The sequence below is a fragment of the Verrucomicrobiia bacterium genome, assembly GCA_036268055.1.
Classification (GTDB): Bacteria; Verrucomicrobiota; Verrucomicrobiia; order Limisphaerales; family Pedosphaeraceae; genus DATAUW01.
On the sequence record DATAUW010000035.1, the window covers coordinates 1 to 13,036 of the forward strand.

The 13,036-nt window shown below is 54.9% G+C and carries 11 protein-coding genes; 1 reads left to right on the forward strand and 10 read right to left on the reverse strand.

Annotated elements, in window-relative coordinates:
- Positions 1 to 194 precede the first annotated feature (194 nt).
- Positions 195 to 1,643, reverse strand: coding sequence for a Fe-S cluster assembly protein SufB (gene sufB / locus VH413_18055; protein HEX3800602.1), 1,449 nt, complete (start codon positions 1,641 to 1,643; stop codon positions 195 to 197).
- A 52-nt stretch (positions 1,644 to 1,695) separates the two neighbouring features.
- On the reverse strand, positions 1,696 to 2,142 hold the full coding sequence (locus VH413_18060) for a Fur family transcriptional regulator (protein HEX3800603.1): 447 nt from the start codon (positions 2,140 to 2,142) through the stop codon (positions 1,696 to 1,698).
- Positions 2,143 to 2,503: 361 nt separating this feature from the next.
- Between VH413_18060 and VH413_18065 the strand changes: the two genes are divergently transcribed.
- Positions 2,504 to 3,847 (forward strand): nucleoside recognition domain-containing protein, encoded by a 1,344-nt coding sequence (locus VH413_18065; GenBank protein ID HEX3800604.1) that lies wholly within the window; start codon positions 2,504 to 2,506, stop codon positions 3,845 to 3,847.
- Between the two features lie 95 nt (positions 3,848 to 3,942).
- On the opposite strand, the gene VH413_18070 is transcribed toward VH413_18065, so the two are convergent.
- The 8 genes from VH413_18070 to kdsA form a co-directional block, all read right to left on the reverse strand.
- Complete coding sequence (locus VH413_18070; GenBank protein HEX3800605.1) at positions 3,943 to 4,449, reverse strand: hypothetical protein; 507 nt, start codon at positions 4,447 to 4,449, stop codon at positions 3,943 to 3,945.
- A gap of 197 nt (positions 4,450 to 4,646) precedes the next feature.
- Positions 4,647 to 5,528 (reverse strand): ThuA domain-containing protein, encoded by an 882-nt coding sequence (locus VH413_18075; protein ID HEX3800606.1) that lies wholly within the window; start codon positions 5,526 to 5,528, stop codon positions 4,647 to 4,649.
- 272 nt (positions 5,529 to 5,800) lie between these two features.
- A complete protein-coding gene (locus tag VH413_18080; GenBank protein HEX3800607.1) occupies positions 5,801 to 7,099 on the reverse strand; it encodes a DUF5009 domain-containing protein in 1,299 nt (432 codons plus the stop codon).
- Between the two features lie 239 nt (positions 7,100 to 7,338).
- Positions 7,339 to 8,361, reverse strand: a complete 1,023-nt coding sequence (locus VH413_18085; protein ID HEX3800608.1) for a dipeptide epimerase — start codon at positions 8,359 to 8,361, stop codon at positions 7,339 to 7,341.
- Positions 8,362 to 8,618: 257 nt separating this feature from the next.
- The gene (gene lptB, locus VH413_18090) at positions 8,619 to 9,386 is read right to left on the reverse strand and encodes an LPS export ABC transporter ATP-binding protein (protein HEX3800609.1); all 768 of its coding nucleotides are present in this window, start codon (positions 9,384 to 9,386) and stop codon (positions 8,619 to 8,621) included.
- A 23-nt stretch (positions 9,387 to 9,409) separates the two neighbouring features.
- The gene (locus tag VH413_18095) at positions 9,410 to 11,587 is read right to left on the reverse strand and encodes an LptA/OstA family protein (protein ID HEX3800610.1); all 2,178 of its coding nucleotides are present in this window, start codon (positions 11,585 to 11,587) and stop codon (positions 9,410 to 9,412) included.
- A 25-nt stretch (positions 11,588 to 11,612) separates the two neighbouring features.
- Positions 11,613 to 12,146, reverse strand: a complete 534-nt coding sequence (locus tag VH413_18100; GenBank protein HEX3800611.1) for an HAD hydrolase family protein — start codon at positions 12,144 to 12,146, stop codon at positions 11,613 to 11,615.
- Positions 12,147 to 12,194: 48 nt separating this feature from the next.
- The gene (kdsA, locus tag VH413_18105; protein ID HEX3800612.1) at positions 12,195 to 13,010 is read right to left on the reverse strand and encodes a 3-deoxy-8-phosphooctulonate synthase; all 816 of its coding nucleotides are present in this window, start codon (positions 13,008 to 13,010) and stop codon (positions 12,195 to 12,197) included.
- Between the last annotated feature and the right edge of the window lie 26 nt (positions 13,011 to 13,036).

The window sequence follows — 13,036 nt, forward strand, 5'->3', positions numbered from 1 at the left end:
TAAAATTTTTTGTCGCCACCAATTGATCAACGAACTTCTCAACCGCGGCATGGGATTGATCCGCCTTGCCTTCACATCGGCCCGGCCTTTTTGATGGCCAAATTAATCTGTAAAGCCTCCACAATTTCCGCCGCGGAAATGTCGTCGGGGAATTTATTGATGGCAATAATCGCAGCTTGCTTGTCCGTCATAACTCACCCCACGCTGCCTTCCAGACTCACACCCAGCAACTTCTGCGCTTCCACCGCAAATTCCATCGGCAACTCGCGGAACACTTCCTTGCAGAAACCATTCACGATCATGTTCACCGCGTCCTGCGTCGAGATGCCGCGCTGGTTGCAATAAAAAATCTGGTCCTCGCCAATCTTCGAAGTGGACGCCTCATGCTCCACACGCGCCGTCGTATTTTTGACTTCGATATAGGGAAACGTGTGCGCGCCGCATTTATCGCCGAGCAATAGCGAATCGCACTGTGAAAAATTCCGTGCGCCGTCGGCATTCTTGAGGATCTTCACCAGGCCGCGATAACTATTCTGCCCGCGTCCCGCCGAGATGCCTTTGGAAATAATCGTGCTGCGCGTGTTCTTGCCGATGTGGATCATCTTCGTGCCCGTGTCGGCCTGTTGCAGATTATTCGTCAACGCGACCGAATAAAATTCACCCACCGAATTGTCGCCCTGCAAAATCACGCTCGGATATTTCCACGTGATCGCCGAGCCGGTTTCCACTTGCGTCCACGAAATGCGCGAACCTTCGCCCTGGCATTTGCCGCGCTTGGTCACAAAATTATAAATGCCGCCTTTGCCGTTCTTGTCGCCCGGATACCAATTCTGCACCGTCGAATATTTGATCTGCGAATTTTTGCCGAGCGCGATCAACTCGACCACCGCCGCGTGCAACTGATTTTCATCCCGCATCGGCGCCGTGCAACCTTCGAGATAACTCACATACGCGCCTTCTTCGGCGATGATCAACGTGCGTTCAAACTGGCCGGTGTTCGCCGTGTTAATGCGGAAATACGTGGACAATTCCATCGGGCACCGCACGCCCTTGGGGATGTAACAGAACGAACCGTCGCTGAACACGGCGGCGTTGAGCGCGGCGAAGAAATTATCGCCCGCGGGAACGACGCTCCCAAGATATTTTTCAACGAGGTCAGGATGCTTTTGCACCGCTTCGGAGAAGGAACAAAAAATCACGCCAATTTTCGCGAGGTCCTTCGAAAACGTCGTCGCCACGGAGACACTGTCCACCACGGCATCCACGGCCACACCGCTGAGACGCTTCTGTTCGTTGAGCGAAATGCCGAGCTTGTCGAAGGTCTTCAACAATTCCGGGTCCACTTCGTCCAGGCTGCCCAAAACCTTTTTCGGCTTTGGCGCGGCGTAATAGATCAGCGATTGATAATCAATCGGCGGATACGTCGCCTTTTCCCAGGTCGGCTCTTTCATCGTCAGCCATTGGCGATACGCCTTGAGCCGCCAATCGAGCATGAATTTCGGCTCATTTTTTTTCTGCGAAATGATTCGGATGACGTCCTCGCTCAGCCCGGGCGCGATGGTGTCCGTCTCCACATTGGTGACGAACCCATACTTGTATTCCTTATTTACAAATTCTTCGATCGTGTCGGTCGCTGTGCTCATATCAATTCAAAATCAAAAATAAAAAATTAAAAAAATAAAATCGTCGCGCGAATTATGCCTGCGCTTTGCCCGCACAATCCTTGCAGAGGCCGCGCAGAGAAACCTCGGTTTGCTTCACCTTGAAGCCATCGGGAATCTGCAATCCTGCGCGTTCACCGTCCGCCGAAAAATCCACATCATAAATCCCGGCGCATTCATCGCAATAAAAATGGCAATGCTCCTTCATGTTCGGGCAATAACGCGTCGCCGAACGCTCCAGGTTCACATGCCGCACCAGCCCGCACTTCACCAGCGCATCCAGGCAATTATAAACCGTGGCCATCGAAATATCCGGCATCGTATGTTTCGCGCGTATAAAAACGTCCTCGACCGTCGGATGGTCGCGCTGTTCCAGCAGGACATTATAGACCTGCTGCCGCTGCGGCGTGAAACGAAACCCGCTCGTCGCAAGACGTTCGTTGAATTGGCTGTCCATTTTGGAGTGTTCCGGCGCACTCATAAGATTAATGTGAAGTCTCTGTCGTAAACTGTCAATATTTGGAATAATTCTAATTCTTGGCAAATACCCTTTTTGCGCTTCGCTGAAAAAAAATATTCGCACTTACGCGCACTTATCCGCACTTTCCCCCTCCGACGCGCTCGAATCCGCCTTCCTAACGGACCGCGGCTCTATGAGCCGCAGCAATCCAAACCAGGATTGCCGTTGCCGACTCGGCCTGACGCGTCACCCCCTTCCCAAGTTCCCATCTCAAAGAACTCCCTCCATTTAACCACACGCCTCTCACCCCGTCCAACCTCCCATAGGTTTCACCGCCAAAATTTTTCCGCGCAATTTTTTTCGCCATTATATATTCTCGCGCATGCTGAACTGGATTTGGCTCGCCCTCGTCCTTTGCGCCGTGCTCATCGGCGGCTTGACCGGCCACCTCAAAGAACTTACCGAAGGCGGCTTCAACATGGCCAAAGTCGCCGTGATGGACATCTCCCTACCCCTCATCGGCATCATGGCCCTCTGGCTCGGCATCATGCGCCTCGCCGAAAAATCCGGCATGGTCCAACTCATCGCCCGCCTGCTGCGCCCCGTCCTCGTGCGGCTCTTCCCCGACGTCCCCGCCGATCATCCCGCGATGGGTTCCATGCTGCTCAACATGGCTGCCAACATGCTCGGCCTCGTCAACGCCGCCACGCCCTTTGGCTTGCGCGCCATGAAAGACCTCGAAACTCTCAACCCGCGCCCCGGCACTGCGACGAATGCCATGTGTACGTTCCTTGCCATCAACACCAGTTCCGTCCAACTCATTCCCGTCACCGCCGTCGGCATCCTCGCCGTCAAAGGCTCGAAAGACCCGTCCTCCATCATCGGCACCGCTTTCGCCGCCACGTTGATCGCCGCCATCTGCGCCATCATCGCCGTAAAACTCCTCGAGAAACTTCCCATCTTCGCCTTGCCGCCAATCACTCCCGGCGATGCCCGCGAAAAACTTAACGAAATCAAAACCGAAGCTGAAGCCGAACCCGCCAACGAAGTCATCGTCGTCAAACCCATCGCGCCGTGGGGATATTTGATTATAGTGGCCTACTTCGCCTTTTTCGCGTGGCTATTTCTCAAGCTCACCTTTCCGCCGTGGTTCGACCAACCCATCCCGGACGAACTCCTGCGCGACAGCACGCGCATTCGCGCCGTGAAAATTCTTTCACTGCTCTCCATTCCCATGCTGCTGTCATTTTTCCCGCTCTACGCCGCCTTGCGCGGTCTGCGAATCTATGAAGAATTTGTTGAAGGCGCGAAAGAAGGTTTCCAGGTCATTGTCAAAATTATCCCGAACCTTGTAGCCATCCTCGTCGCCATCGGCATGTTCCGCGGCGCGGGCGGCATTGACTTGCTGACCACGAAGCTGACGCCGCTGATGAATATGCTCCACTTTCCGCCCGAGCTTTTGCCGATGGCCCTGATCCGCCCGCTCAGCGGCAGCGGAACCCTCGGCCTCTTCACCGACATCGTGAACACCTACGGCCCCGACAACATCCTCAGCAAAATGGCTGGCACGATTTACGGCAGCACCGAAACCACCTTCTACGTCGTCGCGGTATATTTCGGTGCCGTCAGCATCAAACGCACCCGCCACGCCATCCTCGCCGGCCTCACCGCCGACGCCGTCGGCATCATCGCCTCCATCATCATCTGCCGCCTCGCCTTCAGCTAAGCCAATGCGCCCGCGCGCTGCCGTTTGTCCTGAAATATCATTTGGATGAGAACGGTTCGAATCTGCACTGACTAGTTGATTTGCAAATAAACTGCTTATCTGGAAAACGGACTCTCTTTGGAAATACTATGCTTCGAGAAAATATGAGTCAGCCAATCACTAATCTCTGTAATCGAATTATGCAGCTGCATAAAAGAAAATGAAAATTGAGATCCATCGTTTTCTTTTGAATCAAGGCACGATGCACTTTTAAGGTGTTCCCAAAGCGAGTCTTCCAATTTTTGCGGAAAGATAGACGTGTAGGTGGCGGACAAAAACGTCCTGTTATCGTTATTGATAAATTCCAGTGTCAACGTCCCATCACTATTAAACAAGTGGGCTCTATTTGCCTGGCCGGAAATGACTCTTTCCGCTTCTTGAAGAAAACCGTCAAGAATACAACCAAAATAAAAAGTTTCGGCATTGAATCCATACTCGAGCGCCTTAACGGAAATCAGAATATCAATGCCATCAGCGTGATATTTCTTGGGGGTCAGGACGATAGTGGCTGTTTCGCATCCTGTGAGAATTCCCGTCAATATTAGCGTTTCATCGTTGTTCATTTCGATTTTTGAACTGGTGAATGACGCTTCACTGACATCCATTACGGAGATTGCTTTCGCTCGTTGCGATGTGGTAGCGGCAATTCGATCTGACTCGAAATAAGAATGAGATCGAGATTACTCCGAGAATTTTCAAAGGATTCGTTCGTTAATCCCGCCAAGCGTGCCAAAATTAGCGTTTCCCAATTCCGCACTGCTTACTTCCCCGTCCAAACACTCGTCTTATCCGCCGTCGGAAAATTATCCGGCACCGGAATCGTCACCGCCCCCGTCGCCGCCCATTCCGCGCCGCGATTCAGCGTCGTGATGAAACCCACGTCCTTCATCGAAACATCATTGTGCCCCATCGTCGTATGAAACACGCGGCCCTTGCCGTAATTGATCGTCATTAAAATCGGTTCGTTCTGCTGCGTCGTGTCCGACTTCGCCGTCGCCAGCACCGTCACATTTTCCGCCGGGCCCACCAGCGTCGAATAAAGTTCATCCGGCGTATGCAGCCATTTTTCCGGCAACCCCTTCATGATGGGATGCTCCGCGTCGCGCGTCTCGACGTCCCACGCAAAAAATTGCCCGTGCTGTCCGCCACCGCCGTGATCATGCTCCACCTTGCCATCGCGCCAGCGCAACATCGTCCCCGAATTTGCATTGCGATTCCCCCAGCCCCCCACGCCGATCATCTTGTTATATTCCTCCCAGTGGGGAAATGCGTTATCCGCCGCGTGCACACTCACCATGCCGCCGCCATTTTTCATATAATCCTCAAACGCCTTCTTCGTCTCCTCCGGCCAATCCGCGCCGTTATAATTCAGCACGATCACATCATACTTCGTGAAGTCCGGCTTGAAATCCATCGGCACACCCGACTTAGCCGTCGTCGCGACCTCCACCGTGAAGCGGCCCGAACTTTCCAGGCCCGCCTTGAGAATCGGCGTCGTCTGCTGCCAGTTGTGATTATTTTGACCGTCAATGATCAGCGCCTTCAATTTATCCGCCGCGCTGGCCGTTTGGGTATGGATCGAAAGCATGGCGAGCAGCGCCACCGCGAGCGCGAAAAAAGTTTTTCCCTGTTTGAATTTCATAAAATATAAGTGATGCCCAAGGTATTCCCGAACCCTCCCCCAAAGTCAACGGCAAACCCCCACCACCGCCTCTCAATCACAATATTTTTAATGTTCCCCGCTCCACTTTCCCTACGGACCGCGGGTCTGCGACCCGCAGCAACTCACGACCAGATTGCCGCAAAAGCCATTTTCCAGCGTGCCCATCTCACCACAGTCTTTCCCAACTGAAAACTGAAAACTTGAAACTGAAAACTCCCCCCGCATTTTTCCCTCCGCGTTTAAAAACAGCCTTATAGTTTCAACCGAAACCCCACCCGATTCACCCCCGCTACCACGCACAAAATCATCACCCCACAAACCGCCGACCGCGCGATCGCATTCCCCAATGCCGGCCCCGCCAGCCCATAATACCAATCGCCGAGATGCAGCCAATCAATCGCCCCCGGCAACATTTCCGAAATCAAATACGCCAGCAAAACATTCTGTCCCGCCACCGCCAGCGGTTTGGCGATCACCGGCACCGGCCGCACGTCGCATATATAATAGAACACCAGCCAAAGCGCCCCCATGATCACGCACGCCCACAAGCACCACGCCGGCGTCGCCGCATTTTTATTGATGCCGTAAAGCCCCTTCACCAGCATCGCCGCCGCCGCGCAACCCGCGATGAACCACAACGCAAACTTCACCCGCGCCGACACCGCGCTCATGTCCGGCGACACCAAAATCACCGCCAGCAAAAGTCCCGCCACCGTGATCGCCCCCTGCGACCCAATCGTCCCGCCCATCCCCACGAACTGCGACAAAAAGAAGCCGTCAAAAAATCCCGCGCGTTCCGCCGGATAAAAACACATCAACAAAACCATGCACGCCAGCAACGCCGTCCGGTTCGTCCTGAACACCAGAAACACAATCGCCCCCACCAGATACGCCCAGCCGATCAATCCCAAAATTCCCCACCACGAAGTCTCGATATGAAACGGATTGAACGAAAGTATCGCCCCGCCGTTCTTGTCTCGAAAAACCATCGCCAAATAAATCATTCCCACCCAGCCGACGATTCGCAGCGCCAATGAAATGATTTGAAAAGTTTTTCCCGATTCGCCCGACGTTTTTCTTGGCGGTGCGATCACGCAGAACGCCAGGATCGCCGAGAGATACATCAGCGTGCACCACAACGCGCCGGACCAGCCCAGCTTTTCGCTGCTCGGCGTTTCATTCACCATCAGCACGCCGATCCACAGCAGCGCGCCCGTCCGCGCCAGCACATGCGCCAGCGTTTTCCACAGCGGCTCACCCCGGCGCAATCGCGGCCCCAGCGCGAACGGAATGGACATCCCCACGATGAACAAAAATCCTGGGAACACCATGTCCACAAAAGTCATCCCGCTCTTGCCGTGAAAATGTTTCATCCACGGCGGCACGATATTTTCCGGCGCACCCGCCAGGTCATTCACAAAAATCATCGTGAACATGACCAGCCCGCGCAGGGCATCAATCGAAGTAATACGCGGCGCCCGCGAAGCTGCCGCCTGTGTGGATGTAGCCGTTCCCGCCGGCGAACTTGCCGTCAAAGTCATCGTGCCCATGCGCCGATTAACTCCCCGCCCCAAACCACATTCAAGCAAATTGAAGATTCCAAAAGAGTCCCCTCCCATCCGTCGCGGACCGCGGGTCTATGACCCGCAGCAATTCAAGACAAGACTGCCGCAAAAGCCATTTACCAGAGCCCTCTCACCACCACCCTTCCCAACTGAAAACCGAAAGCTTGAAACTTCACACTTCAGAAATTCCGCACTCCGCACTCCACACTCCGCATTTCAAAAACTCACCCGCGCGCCCTAACCCTAAGCCCCGTCTTCTCCACTGCCGACGCAAACGACAACAACCCCCGCTCCGCCGTGACCCCCACATACGGATCATTCGTGATCAAAAGATTCCCATCAATATCCAGATAGTCCGTCAACTCCGCCAGGTGCGCCGCCGCGCTGATCAAAACGCTCGTCTCGATCATGCAACCGATCATCGTCTTGAGTCCCGCCTTGCGCGCTGCCTGCAACGCCTCGTAACCATTGCTCACCCCGCCCGTCTTGCACAACTTCACATTCACGCCGTGAAAACAATCCACACAATGCGCCACGTCCTTCGCCGTGTGATACGACTCATCCGCCACCAGCGGCAGCGGCGAACGCGATTTCAACCACGCCATGTCCTTCGCATCCGTCGTCGCGGGCATTGGCTGTTCGATGAATTGGATAAAGCCGTCCTCGGCCAGCCATTCGATCATGTCCAGCGCCTGTTCCTTCGTCTTCCATCCCTCATTCGCATCCACGCGCACCCACTTTTTCGGCGCCGCCTCGCGCAAGGCTTTCATGTTCTCCCGATCATGCGGCCCGCCCACCTTCAATTTCAAAACCGGATAATCCGCCGCCGCGATCACCTTTTTATGAATCACCTCCGGCTTATCTATGCCGATGCTGAACGATGTCACATGATGTTTGTCACGAAAACCCAGCCCGAGATAATCATAAAGCGCCTTGCCCGCGAGCCGCGCTGCCCCGTCCAGCAGCGCCACGTTGATCGCCGATTTCGCCGCAAAATTTCCCGGCTCAATCCCCTCGACATACTTCATGCTTCCCGCGACATCCCCGAACGAAAGCTTGCTCGCATCCACCTTTCCAAAAAATTCCATTCCCCCCGCGACATTTTCCGCGTAACGCTTCGCCGGCGCTGTTTCGCCGAGGCCAATCGTCCCATCCGATCCCGTAAGTTGCACCATCGCCACCGCGAACGTATTCGTGCCCCCGGTCGCCACGCCGGTCGCAATCGTCCACGTATGCGCCAGCTTCAATTCGTTCCGCCAAAATTTAATTTGCACCCGCAAACGAAACCCTAAAAGCCAGTTTGAAGCAACACTGTTATTTACTGAGTTACAAACTCCGAGTTACTAGCCGAAATAACTAAACTTGCCGTCGGCGAACCTTAAAGAAAAAGTAACTCGGCCCACACAAGTAAGTCCCACTCCTCTTACCCACTTTAACTTCACTCACAAAAACCCCAACGCTTCTCACCCACTGAAAACTGAAAACTTGAAACTTAAAAACTTTTTTACATATTAAACTCCGGCCCCAGATAGATCTCCCGCGCCTTCGGATCTTCCAACATCTTTTGCGCCGCGCCTTGATACACCACTTCGCCCTTGTGAATCAGGTACGCGCGGTCCACCACATTCAAAATTTCCCGCACATGATGGTCCGTGATCAATATCCCCAGGCCGCGCTCCTTCAACCGGCGCACATTTTTCTGCACCTCATAAACCGCGATCGGATCAATCCCGTTGAACGGCTCGTCGAGCAACAGCAACTTCGGGCTCGTCACCAGCGCGCGCGTGATTTCGAGCCGCCGTTTTTCGCCGCCGCTCAGCGTGTAGGCCATGCTCTTCGACACCCGCGTCAAATCCAATTCTTCGAGCAGATATTTCAAGCGCACCTTACGCTCCGCCGACGTCATCTTGCACGTCTCCAAAATCGCCGAGATATTTTGCTCCACCGTCAGCTTACGAAAGACCGAAGGTTCCTGCGTCAAATAACCGATCCCCAGCCGCGCACGCAAATGCATCGGCAAACGCGAAATGTCCCGGTCCAAAAATTTCACCGCGCCCAGGTCCGGTTTCACCACGCCTACGACCATATTGAACGTCGTCGTCTTGCCCGCGCCATTCGGCCCCAATAGCCCGACGATTTCTCCCGCATCCACCCGGATCGAAACTCCGTTCACCACGCGGCGCCCGCGATACTCCTTCACGAGCTTGTCGGTCGTCAGCAAAATTTGCCCGCTCGAAACGGACGTCGGAGCCGCCGCTGGATCTGTTTGCATCTCGCTCATAATGTTCGCCGCGCTCACGGTTGTTTTTTTTCCGGCTGCTTCTTTTCCGCGTTCGGCGTTTTCAATCCGGTGAACCCGCCAAACTTCAAATGAAAATGTGGCTGGCCGACATATCGGCTCACCCCAGTCGTCTGGTCAAAAACAATCGCATCGTCCGCCGTGACCCATAAATCCGGCTTGTCGAGCCGTGGATGTCCCGTCAAGTCCAACACGCGATTCGTCGTCGCGCCCATCGGCACATAAGCGAACATCGCGCGATCACCCGTGGCATGGGTTTTTTCGCCCTGCTCGCCGCGCTCAATCTCGCCCGGAAACGCATCGAGCAACAGGAGCCGGTTCAACTCCACCCGATCCACTCCCATCGGATGCTCGTTCATCAGCGCAATCGTATCCTTCGACAACACCACGTGATCGAACCGGTTCGACTCGTAAACATTCTCGCTTTTCGCGATGCGATTCAACTCCGCCGCCAGCACGCCCTTCAATCCTGATGCTTCATTCGTTCCGCCCGAATATTTTCCCAGCAGCGCCTTCGTCGGCGGCGTCAGTTGCCCGCTGACGAATTGCCCCACCTCGTCAAAATCTCCCGGCTGTTTCAGCCGCAAAGCGAAGGTTTGCAAGTTCACGATATTAGTCGCCGAAAAGGGTTCGCTCACAAAATCAATCGCCACGTTTCCTTCGGCCACGATATTATCCAGATGCCCCTTGCTGCCCTTCGTGCCGCGAACGGATTTGACCGTGAGTTTCTCGCTGGTGAGATTCATCTCGGGATCGAACGCCCGCACCCCACCCGAATAAATCGAGAGCCCCGTGTCCATAAACGATTCCAATTCCTCCGAAAAAACGTCCGTGTCCATCGTCGCGGGCTCGTCTGGCTTTTTTTTCAAAGTCGAATGTTGATGCCCAATGCCTCGAATCGTGCCGAGCCCGCTATCCACATGAATGCGATCAGCCGTCATCCGCGCCGAATACTTTTCCGTTTCCAGCGCGGGTTCGCCGGTCAAATCCAGCACTTCATTCGTCCTGCCGTTCGCCACCTTGAAATCATAAACCGCTTTCTGCCCGGTCGCGTGAATATTTTGCCCGGTCTTTTCATCCGGAAAATCCATCGTCACATCTTTGTCCGCCACGATGTGATCGAAATGATTTGCGCCCGACTGCGCCTTCGGCAGGTTCGCGACCAACTGGTCGCAATCGAGTTTCATTCGTGTATCGCGCACCCGGACATGGCCCCATACGCTGTTGAATTTGGCCACGCGCGTGCCCATGTCGTAATCAAAACGGTCGGCATAAATGTCCGCCTCCTCCGTGTTGGTTTTTCCCGCCATGATTTGCGGCAAATAATGGAAATGAAAATTGTCCTGCCCTTGCAATGCGCCCGTCGCGCGATTCACCAAAAACAAGTCCGCCGTCATCCAGCCATTCGTCAAGGTCACCCGCGGGTTGCCCGTCAATTCCAGCAGGTCATTGGTCGCGCCGTTGGCATCGCGCGAATTATAGACCGCCTTCTCCGCCGTCGCGTGCGAACGCTCGCCTTGCGGATTCAAAAAATCCATCACCACATTCGTTTTCGCCACGATGTAGCTCAGCCGGTTCGATTGCCCCTTGCCGCTTCTCGGCAAATCCGCAAATAGATAATCGCTCGTCAAATCAATCCGCGGATCTTTCACGTGCACGTCCCGCTCATAAACCGCCGTGCCGTTTGTCGCGTCCGTCTTCATCTCAAACCGCGCATGGCGCGAAAAAATTTCCGTCTTCACCGGCAGGTTCGTTCCCGTCTGGTTATCAATAATGGAATGCGCGTCGTTCGAAATCACCAGCACCGAATCATTCTGCAAGAATTCAAACCCCCGCCCTTCAATAAAAACTTTCCCCTCCTGCGCATGCACCTTCAACGGCCCAGCCGAACTGAATTCCTTCGTCTTGGGATCCATCAAACATTCCGGCGCTTCGGCTACCATTTGCGGCGCGCCACCCGTCAACGCGAATTGCTTAAGAATCATGTTCTTGACCAGCTCCTTGCCTTCGCCGTGCGGCGTAAGATCGCTGAAACGGATTTCGTATTTGATATGCGATTCGTTTGGCGGATCGTAGGGGACTTGCTGCACCATGCCTTCGGAGATCGAGATTTGCGGCGTGGATTGCGCCAGTAATTTCTCCACGGCGATGCCCACCGCCGCCGCCAGCGCCATTATGAAAAACAATTTTCTCATCACCTCACGCCGATTCCCCCGCCACGAGTTTGTCCCAAAGCCCCTGCGCCTTGAGCAGCATGTCAATCACCTCGCGCACCCCGCCGCGCCCGCCGTCCGCCCGCGTCACGTAATGCGATACCGCCTTCGCCTCGTCGGTCGCGTCCGCCACCGTCGCCGCGAAACCCGCGCGCCGCAGCACGCCCAAATCCACTATGTCATCGCCCATGTAACTCACCTGTTCCCAGGTCAGCTTGGTCTTCAGCAAAAGGTTTTCGATAATCTCCACTTTGCTGCCTTTGCTCTGTTCGAGAAAATCAATCTTCAATTCCTCCGCCCGCCGCGTCGTCGCCAGCGATGGCCGTTTTGAAACCCACCCAATTTTAATTCCCGCGTGCCGCAACATCACCAGACCCAACCCATCGCGGATATGAAACCGCTTGATCTCCTGATCCAAACCGATGAACACCGACGCGTCGGTTAAAATTCCATCCACGTCGCACAAAAAAAGTTTCACCTTCGCGAGCCGCGCGTTCAGTTCATCGTTCGTGTAAACCATTTTAGTAATTTGGATGAGAGGGCGAGCGTCCGCGCGAGCCCAAATATTCTACCGCACCAACTCGTGCAACTTCACCAACTCGGCGAGCAACTTCGGCATCGCCGCCAGCGGGATCATGTTCGGCCCGTCGCTCAACGCCACGTCCGGGTTCGGATGCGTCTCGATGAACACGCCCGTCGCGCCCGCCGCGACTGCGCACCGCGCCAGCACCGGCGCGAATTCCCGTTGCCCGCTCGACTTGTCGCCGCCGCCGCCCGGCAACTGCACCGAATGGGTGGCGTCAAAAATCACCGGGTAACCGAACTTGCGCATGATGGGAATCGAGCGCATGTCGGCGACGAGATTATTGTAGCCGAACGTCGTGCCGCGCTCCGTCACCGCGATTTTTTTTCCGCCCGCGCTCTCCGCCTTCTTCACAACCTGCCCCATTTCGAGCGGCGATAAAAATTGTCCCTTCTTGATGTTCACGATGCGTCCCGTCTTCGCCGCCGCGACGATCAAATCCGTCTGCCGGCAAAGAAATGCCGGTATTTGCAGCACGTCCACGACCCGCGCCGCCGCTGCCACTTGCGCTTCGGTATGGACATCCGTGAGCACCGGCACTTCCATTTTTGCGCGTACGCGGCCGAGAATTTCCAAACCTTCGTCCAGACCAAGCCCGCGAAACGATTGGTTTGAAGTCCGGTTCGCTTTGTCGTAGCTCGCCTTGAAAATGTAATTGATCCCGAGCTTCGCGCAGGTTTTTTTCAGCGAGGCCGCCACCTTCAGGCAAAGCGCTTCGCTTTCAATCGCGCACGGCCCGCCGATCAAAGTGAATTGGCGGGGTGAACTCAGGGATTTCCAAATCGTGGAATCATTTAACACTTAAATCTTTTAACAGCCGCACTCTC

Excerpts from the sequence above, each read along its gene's own strand:
- sufB (HEX3800602.1), bottom strand. The coding sequence starts at position 1,643 with ATGAGCACAGCGACCGACACGATCGAAGAATTTGTAAATAAGGAATAC.
- VH413_18060 (HEX3800603.1), bottom strand. The coding sequence starts at position 2,142 with ATGAGTGCGCCGGAACACTCCAAAATGGACAGCCAATTCAACGAACGT.
- VH413_18065 (HEX3800604.1), top strand. The coding sequence starts at position 2,504 with ATGCTGAACTGGATTTGGCTCGCCCTCGTCCTTTGCGCCGTGCTCATC.
- VH413_18070 (HEX3800605.1), bottom strand. The coding sequence starts at position 4,449 with ATGAACAACGATGAAACGCTAATATTGACGGGAATTCTCACAGGATGC.
- VH413_18075 (HEX3800606.1), bottom strand. The coding sequence starts at position 5,528 with ATGAAATTCAAACAGGGAAAAACTTTTTTCGCGCTCGCGGTGGCGCTG.
- VH413_18080 (HEX3800607.1), bottom strand. The coding sequence starts at position 7,099 with ATGGGCACGATGACTTTGACGGCAAGTTCGCCGGCGGGAACGGCTACA.
- lptB (HEX3800609.1), bottom strand. The coding sequence starts at position 9,386 with ATGCAAACAGATCCAGCGGCGGCTCCGACGTCCGTTTCGAGCGGGCAA.
- VH413_18095 (HEX3800610.1), bottom strand. The coding sequence starts at position 11,587 with ATGGCGCTGGCGGCGGCGGTGGGCATCGCCGTGGAGAAATTACTGGCG.
- VH413_18100 (HEX3800611.1), bottom strand. The coding sequence starts at position 12,146 with ATGGTTTACACGAACGATGAACTGAACGCGCGGCTCGCGAAGGTGAAA.